Annotated in this window: 6 protein-coding genes; 2 read left to right on the top strand and 4 right to left on the bottom strand. The window is 58.9% G+C overall.

All coding sequences use genetic code 11. From position 1 onward, the window contains the following. Positions 1-115 precede the first annotated feature (115 nt). Positions 116-1,102 carry an amidohydrolase family protein gene (locus HOJ95_07410; GenBank protein ID MBT6394516.1) on the top strand — a complete coding sequence of 329 codons (987 nt, stop codon included), beginning with the start codon at positions 116-118 and terminating at the stop codon, positions 1,100-1,102. A 3-nt stretch (positions 1,103-1,105) separates the two neighbouring features. Here HOJ95_07410 and HOJ95_07405 read toward each other — a convergent pair whose 3' ends face one another. The 3 genes from HOJ95_07405 to HOJ95_07395 form a co-directional block, all read right to left on the bottom strand. Continuing rightward, positions 1,106-2,035, bottom strand: a complete 930-nt coding sequence (locus HOJ95_07405; GenBank protein MBT6394515.1) for an MBL fold metallo-hydrolase — start codon at positions 2,033-2,035, stop codon at positions 1,106-1,108. A 73-nt stretch (positions 2,036-2,108) separates the two neighbouring features. Further along, entirely contained in the window at positions 2,109-3,143 is a 1,035-nt protein-coding gene (locus HOJ95_07400) for a zinc-binding dehydrogenase (GenBank protein MBT6394514.1), read from the bottom strand. Next, a complete protein-coding gene (locus HOJ95_07395; GenBank protein MBT6394513.1) occupies positions 3,140-3,898 on the bottom strand; it encodes a hypothetical protein in 759 nt (252 codons plus the stop codon). Before HOJ95_07395 ends, HOJ95_07400 begins: the two co-directional genes overlap by 4 nt. Before the next feature lie 125 nt (positions 3,899-4,023). On the opposite strand from HOJ95_07395, the gene HOJ95_07390 reads away from it, so the two are divergent. Then, complete coding sequence (locus HOJ95_07390; GenBank protein MBT6394512.1) at positions 4,024-5,238, top strand: aminopeptidase P family protein; 1,215 nt, start codon at positions 4,024-4,026, stop codon at positions 5,236-5,238. 78 nt (positions 5,239-5,316) lie between these two features. On the opposite strand, the gene HOJ95_07385 is transcribed toward HOJ95_07390, so the two are convergent. Beyond that, positions 5,317-5,904, bottom strand: coding sequence for a hypothetical protein (locus HOJ95_07385; protein ID MBT6394511.1), 588 nt, complete (start codon positions 5,902-5,904; stop codon positions 5,317-5,319). Positions 5,905-6,000: the final 96 nt, after the last annotated feature.

The following is a 6,000-nucleotide window of genomic DNA, read 5'->3' as shown; positions in this document are numbered from 1 at the left end:
GGACCCGACAATCCACAGGGAAATTATCTTTCCCGATTTGCGCCCGCTCCACCGTTTGGATAGCTTGTCTCCACTGACCAGGTAATTCGTTATTCATATGGAGGCAAGGGCACGGATGCGCATTGACGTTCACAATCATTTCTACCCAAAAGTCTATCTTGATGAGGTCGAGCGCCTTGGCGGGGCGGTTAAGCTAGAGGAGAAGGACGGGCGGCAGGTGTTCACCATTAGGGGGGTGCCGGTCGTTCACATATCGCCCCCGCAGCTCGATCCCGAGCTCAGGCTCCGCGACATGGACGCCTCAGGCGTGGACATGCAAATGCTCTCGCTCACCATGCCCCATGTCTATCTCTGGGAGCCCGAGGCAGGCCTCGCCCTCTCCCAAGCAGTGAACGATGCTTTTGCCGATATCATCTCGCGCTATCCGTCCCGTTTTACGGCGGCGGCCTCGGTCCCGCTACAGGACCCGAAACTCGCCATTGCCGAGCTTGAGCGCGCGGTGGAAAAACTTGGGCTCCCGGCCGTCTATCTAATCACCAGTATCGACGGACGAGGGATACACGAAAAAGAACTCTGGCCCTTTTATGAGCGGGCGGCGGAGCTTGGTGTTCCGGTGTTCATCCACCCGTTCCTGCCCCCCGGGGCGGGGGAGATGCGCGACTACTGGCTCCAAACTGTTCTTGGCGTGTTGTTCGAGAGCGCCCTGACGGCGGCGCGCTTTGCCTTCAGTGGTCTTTTTGAGCACGTGCCGAATCTGAAACTCGTTGTTCCTCATATCGGGGGGCTTATCCCCTATTCGATGGGTCGCATCGACAAGGGCTACAGGACCCACCCACCCTGCAGCGAGTTTATCGATAAGCCGCCGAGCGAGTACCTCAAAAATATTTACATCGATTCGGTTGCCTTCGAGGTCGAGGCGCTTGCCTATGCCGTTGGGCGCTGGGGGGCGGAGCGTACGATGCTCGGGAGCGATTACCCACAGGCGATGGGCGATCTTGAGGGTTGTGTGGCCGATGTCGAGGCGCTTGATATCCCGGCGGGAGACAAGGAAATGATCTTCGGCGGCACGGCGCAAAAACTGCTGGGCCTCGATTCGGCCTAGGTCTTATATCTTTGACATCGCCATAAATGTTCTTCGCACGTTGTACTGGTGCCGCCCGGTCATGACGGCGGCGCGCGGGTCGCTCTCTGGCAGCGAGAAGCGCTCGCTCTGGACGACACGCTCGAAAGTCTGCTCAAGAGAGAGGCCATCGGTAATGGCACCCCGCACCCCGCGGGCTACCTCGCTGAAATAGGAAAGGTAATCGTCGAGAAGGCTGGCCTCGGCCATCGGCATGTGCGCCGGGATAAGTGTTTCAATATCGAGCGTCTGGACAAATCGGGTGAGGGTGCCCAGGAAGGTGTGGGCGTCGGATTCAAGCGCGAGGCCAAATATGCCGCCGGTGACGTTGCCCGTCCAAACGGCTTTGGCCTCGGGCACGTAGGTCATGGTGTCGCCGGGCGTGTTGGCCGGACCGAACCAGTGGCACTCGACGATACGCCCCCCTAGGTCGAAGCGGATGTAGTCGTCGAACACGATATCGGGCAGGCGAAGCGTCACCCCCTCGAAAATTTTCGGGTCATTATCGACGCAGGGAATCATGAACTCGCGCTCGTGTTCAAAGTGGGGGACGATCTCAGCGGTGCGCCGGTGCTGTACGACGAGGGTTTCCGCCGGGAAGGCGCAGTTCCCAAATGTGTGGTCAGCGTGATAGTTCGAATTAACGAGATAAAGAATGGGTTTGTCGGTGACTTCCCGCACGCGCTCAAGAATTTGGTTGGCCATCGGAACGCTGATGTGGGCATCGATGACTAGCACCCCCTTTTCGCCGACGACGAAGCCAGCATTGTCCACGCCGGGAATGGACGAAATCAACGCATAGACGCCGGGGGATAGTTCAGTTGTCTCAAGGTGCGCCCCGGTCGGATTGAGTTTCCATTTACTGAAACTCGCCGGAAACTCAGACCAGTCGAGTAGTTTAAAGTTGCCGCTCATCTTGCTTCCTTTCCATTAATGGGTTTTTGACTGAGATTGTCCGCCCCAATTCGAGGTTCTTTGCAGTGGACCGCTAGTCCATGATGATGGCTGCCCGCCCGGTGATTAGCCCCGCCTCAAGCCGCTCGTGGACCTTCTCGGCCTCCTCTAGCTTGTAGGTCTCCGTCACGAAAGGCCAAAGCTCTCCCCGCGCCACGAGTTCGAGCGAGTCCCTGATCTCTTGTTTGGTAAATGAGCGACTGCCGAGGAGTTCGAGCTCGTGTGTGAGCATCCGACCGGCGGAGACGCTAAAGGGCTTGGGCGTGTTGCCGCCCAGCGTGACGAGGCGACCTCTGCGACCAAGGGCCTCCACTGCGGTCTCAAGGGTGGACGGGACGGAGACGAAATCAACGGCGACATCGAGGCCGCGCCCTTCCGTAAAATCCTCTAGCGCCTCGGCCACATTATCCTTGGAGGCGTCAACGACCGCCTCGGCCCCCAGTTCGCGGCACTTGCCCAGTTTGTCACCAACGGTGTCGATAGCGATGACGCGGGCGTGGGCCCATTTGGCGAGCATCACCATGTGAATTCCCACGCCGCCGCCTGCGCCGAAGACGGCGACCGTCTCTAAGGGGGCGATTCGCGCCCTTCGAGTCACTTTGTAGGGCGTGACAATGGCATCGCAAATGACAGCAGCCTCGGCCGGATATTTTTTGTAGTCGAGACCCTCCGGGATGGGAACGTAATTGCGGGCGGGCATCTTGATGTATTCGGCATAGCCGCCGTCTGAGTGCCGCCCAACGAAACCCGCCAGATTCTCGCAGAGCGCCTCGTGGTCGGTCCGGCACCAGCGGCAGTGCCCGCAGGTGAGGTAGCAGTGCATGGTAACCGGATCGCCGATGCTAAGACCGGTGACGCCCTGGCCAATTTCCACGATCTCGCCCAGCACTTCGTGGCCGATGATGACCGGATAGTCCACCTGGGCGCGCCCGGCGCGGGCGTGGTGAATGGTGAGGCCCGAGCCGCAAGAAAGCACGCGTGCGACTGCCTCGCCGGGGCCTGCCTTTGGGTCGGGCCGCTCCTCCATCACGAACGGCGTATTTTTCTCTTTCAGCACCATTGCTTTCATGGTTTCTCCCTTTTGAGTGCGAATCTATGTTTGGTCATATGATAACGATTTATCGTGCTTCGGCGCGAGGGTGCCCGAACCAGCGAGCCGGGCGGGTCGAGACGAACTCGCCTGCCTTTTTTGAGCTTAAGTTCAACGATGTTACCGCTTGCCGAAAAAGCCCTCCAGCGCTGAAGGCCGTCGAATGGCTCATCGCCGACGGCAGCGTCGCCTGCAGGGAATTCGAGAAACACGCGCCAGCGCCCCTCAAGCGTCCCAAGGACGAGGCCGTCCGTGCAGCAGGGGAACCAGCGGTGCCAGGTGAGAAATTCCTTTCCTCCTGGTTTGGCGTCGAAGGTGTCCCATTCGCTATTTGGGTCATCGAAAATAAGAATTCGCGCCCCGTTGGGGTCGCCCTTTACCCGTATTCGCATGGTTGCCCCGCCGCCGTCTGGATTGTTGGGTTTATCATGGACGATGAAGAGCGAGAGGCCCTCTCGCGTCGTGACTAAAAAAAGATGCGAAGTGTCGTCCCTCAGGCGCGGGTGGGGGCCGTTGAAGGAGTAGTGGGACAGCGCCTCGTAGGAGTAGAACTCTGCCGCCGCTTTTTCCCGCTCGGGGTAGGGGTCGATGTAGCCAAGGATATTGGCGTCGAAATCGCCTCGGCCGGGGGCGGACTCCTGGGCGACGCGAATCCGGGCCGCCCAGGCTGGACCCGCAAATCCGAGCACGATAGTGGTCAGGAATATGATTATCAGAGAATCGGATTTTTTCATCGCCCGGCCTTCATTGATCTCGGGGAATGGGTTAGCATGCCGATTCTAGCACAGGGGGTGCGGCGCGCCCCGGATTGTGGCCCGCCGCCGCATTTATAATTTTTCGAACAAGGAGAATGAGGAAAATGGCTGATCTTGGTGATCATGGCTTGATGGGTGTCGATTGGGAGGAGCGGATTAATTTTGACCGCATGAGGAAGGAGCGCCTGCAGCGGGCCAAAGACGCGCTTGACGCCAGCGATGTGGACGCGCTTTTCGTCTTTCGGACGGAGGATTGCCGCTATCTGACGGGTTTTCGCTCCCACCTGCATCCGACGGCCTCGCTCGGCATGGCGGCCTGCGTGCTGGCCAAGGGACAGGAGCCCTATATCTTCAGCATGGATGACGATCACGTTCACGCGCGCATGACTTGGCTTGCCTCCGAGCAGATTCAAAAGCGCGCGAACCTGCGCGATATCTCGGCGGTGAAGGACTGGGCCAAGCGCGTCGAGGGCCTCATCGGCAACCTCGATGGCAAGAAGGTGGGCGTCGACCTCTGGAGCCCCTCGATCGAAAAACATCTCAAAGAAGCCTTCCCAAAGACCGAGTTCGTAGACGGCTACGTGGTCTTGATGAAGGCGAAGATTATCAAGACCCAGGATGAGATTCATTGCTTGAAGGCGGCGACGGTCATCACCGAGGCGGGGATGCATGCCGCGCTTGATTTCCTGAAGCCGGGCGTCAAGGAGTGTGAAGTGCTCGCCGTGGCGTGGGAGACCATGACGGCGCTTGGCAGCGAATGGACCCAGTGCGCCAACATCGTGTGCTCGGGCCCCTACACCGCGCCCTACCGGCGGCTGACGTCCGACCGCATTATCCGCATGGGCGATCCCGTGATCATCGACATCGGCGGCTGCTTCAACGGCTACTGGGGCGATTTCACGCGGACCTGGATTTGCGGCGACATCATGCCGACTCCGGAGCAGATCGAATGGCATATGAACAGCTATAACGCCGTTTGGGACTCGTGCGAGGCCTCGAAGGTGGGCAACACTACGCTCGACGTTTACAAGGCGGCCGAGCCCTATGTGCTCGACAGCCTGGGCCACGGCTCGGGAACCAACCCCTGGGAGCTTCCCTACTTCAGCCCGGCGGCCTATGACGATCCCCTCGATCTCGAGGAGGGGATGACCTTCAACCTTGAGCCCTACGCGGGCAAGGTCGGAATCGGCGGCTTCAGACTTGAGAACAACGTCGTCGTCAGGAAAGAGGGCCCGGACGTCTACACGCCCTATCCCTATGACGAGAGGCTCGTCACCGACGTGCACAAGCTCGACACGTCGACGGGGCGTACGCGCTAGTTTAAGTACGAAGAAAAGAAAAAAGGGGAGGGAGGCCAGATGCCTCTCTCCCCTTTTTATTTGTGCGCTGTTTTTTGATCAGGCCCCTCTGTCGGCGGCGTCATCGTCATCGCCCGTGAGGTCCTCGTCGGTCTGGAGAGGAAATTCGGCCTCCCCGAGATTGGTGGCGGCATCAAAGCCGGCTGGCGGGGCGAAAGTGTCCGGGGGGCCCAATGTCTGCACCTCGAATTCTATGAATTTGGGTTTACTGAGGTTGCCGGCCCTGTCCTCAACGCGAATCTCGGCCTTTCCGTAAATCGTATTGGAGGTGCTGCCGGTGCCTCCGCTGAGAGCGGCCCAGACCAGCAGGGCGCCGTTCATTTTGTCAGTTTTTTTGTCCTGCATGATGATGTCGGGCACATAGGAGCCGCCTAGCTGCTCGAAAGATATCTGAATCCTGTCGAGGTCGCCGTCCGGGTCGGTGGCCTGGATGTAGATTTTCCAAAACTCTCCATCACGAATTTTTTTTTGCGCTGCGACGGCCGTGATGACGGGGGTGTGTTCCTCTCCGGTTGGGCCCTCGCGCATAGGCAGAATGAACGAGAAGAAAGCGCTTACCCCGCCAGCTGCCATGAGACTAAATGCCAGCGCCAGTGCCGAGGCTCTGAATAGAGTTTTCTTTTTCATCGTGTGTCCTTTTTTGGCATGTGCAAAGTTCGCTGGCGGCCCATCTATTATATTAGACAACAAAAGGGGCGAGAATGTTCCAAAAATCTTGCAAAA

This window comes from Nitrospinaceae bacterium, assembly GCA_018669005.1.
GTDB lineage: Bacteria > UBA8248 > UBA8248 > UBA8248 > UBA8248 > UBA8248.
Note: the sequence above shows the minus strand (reverse complement) of the source record. Positions and strands in the feature narration are given on the sequence as shown.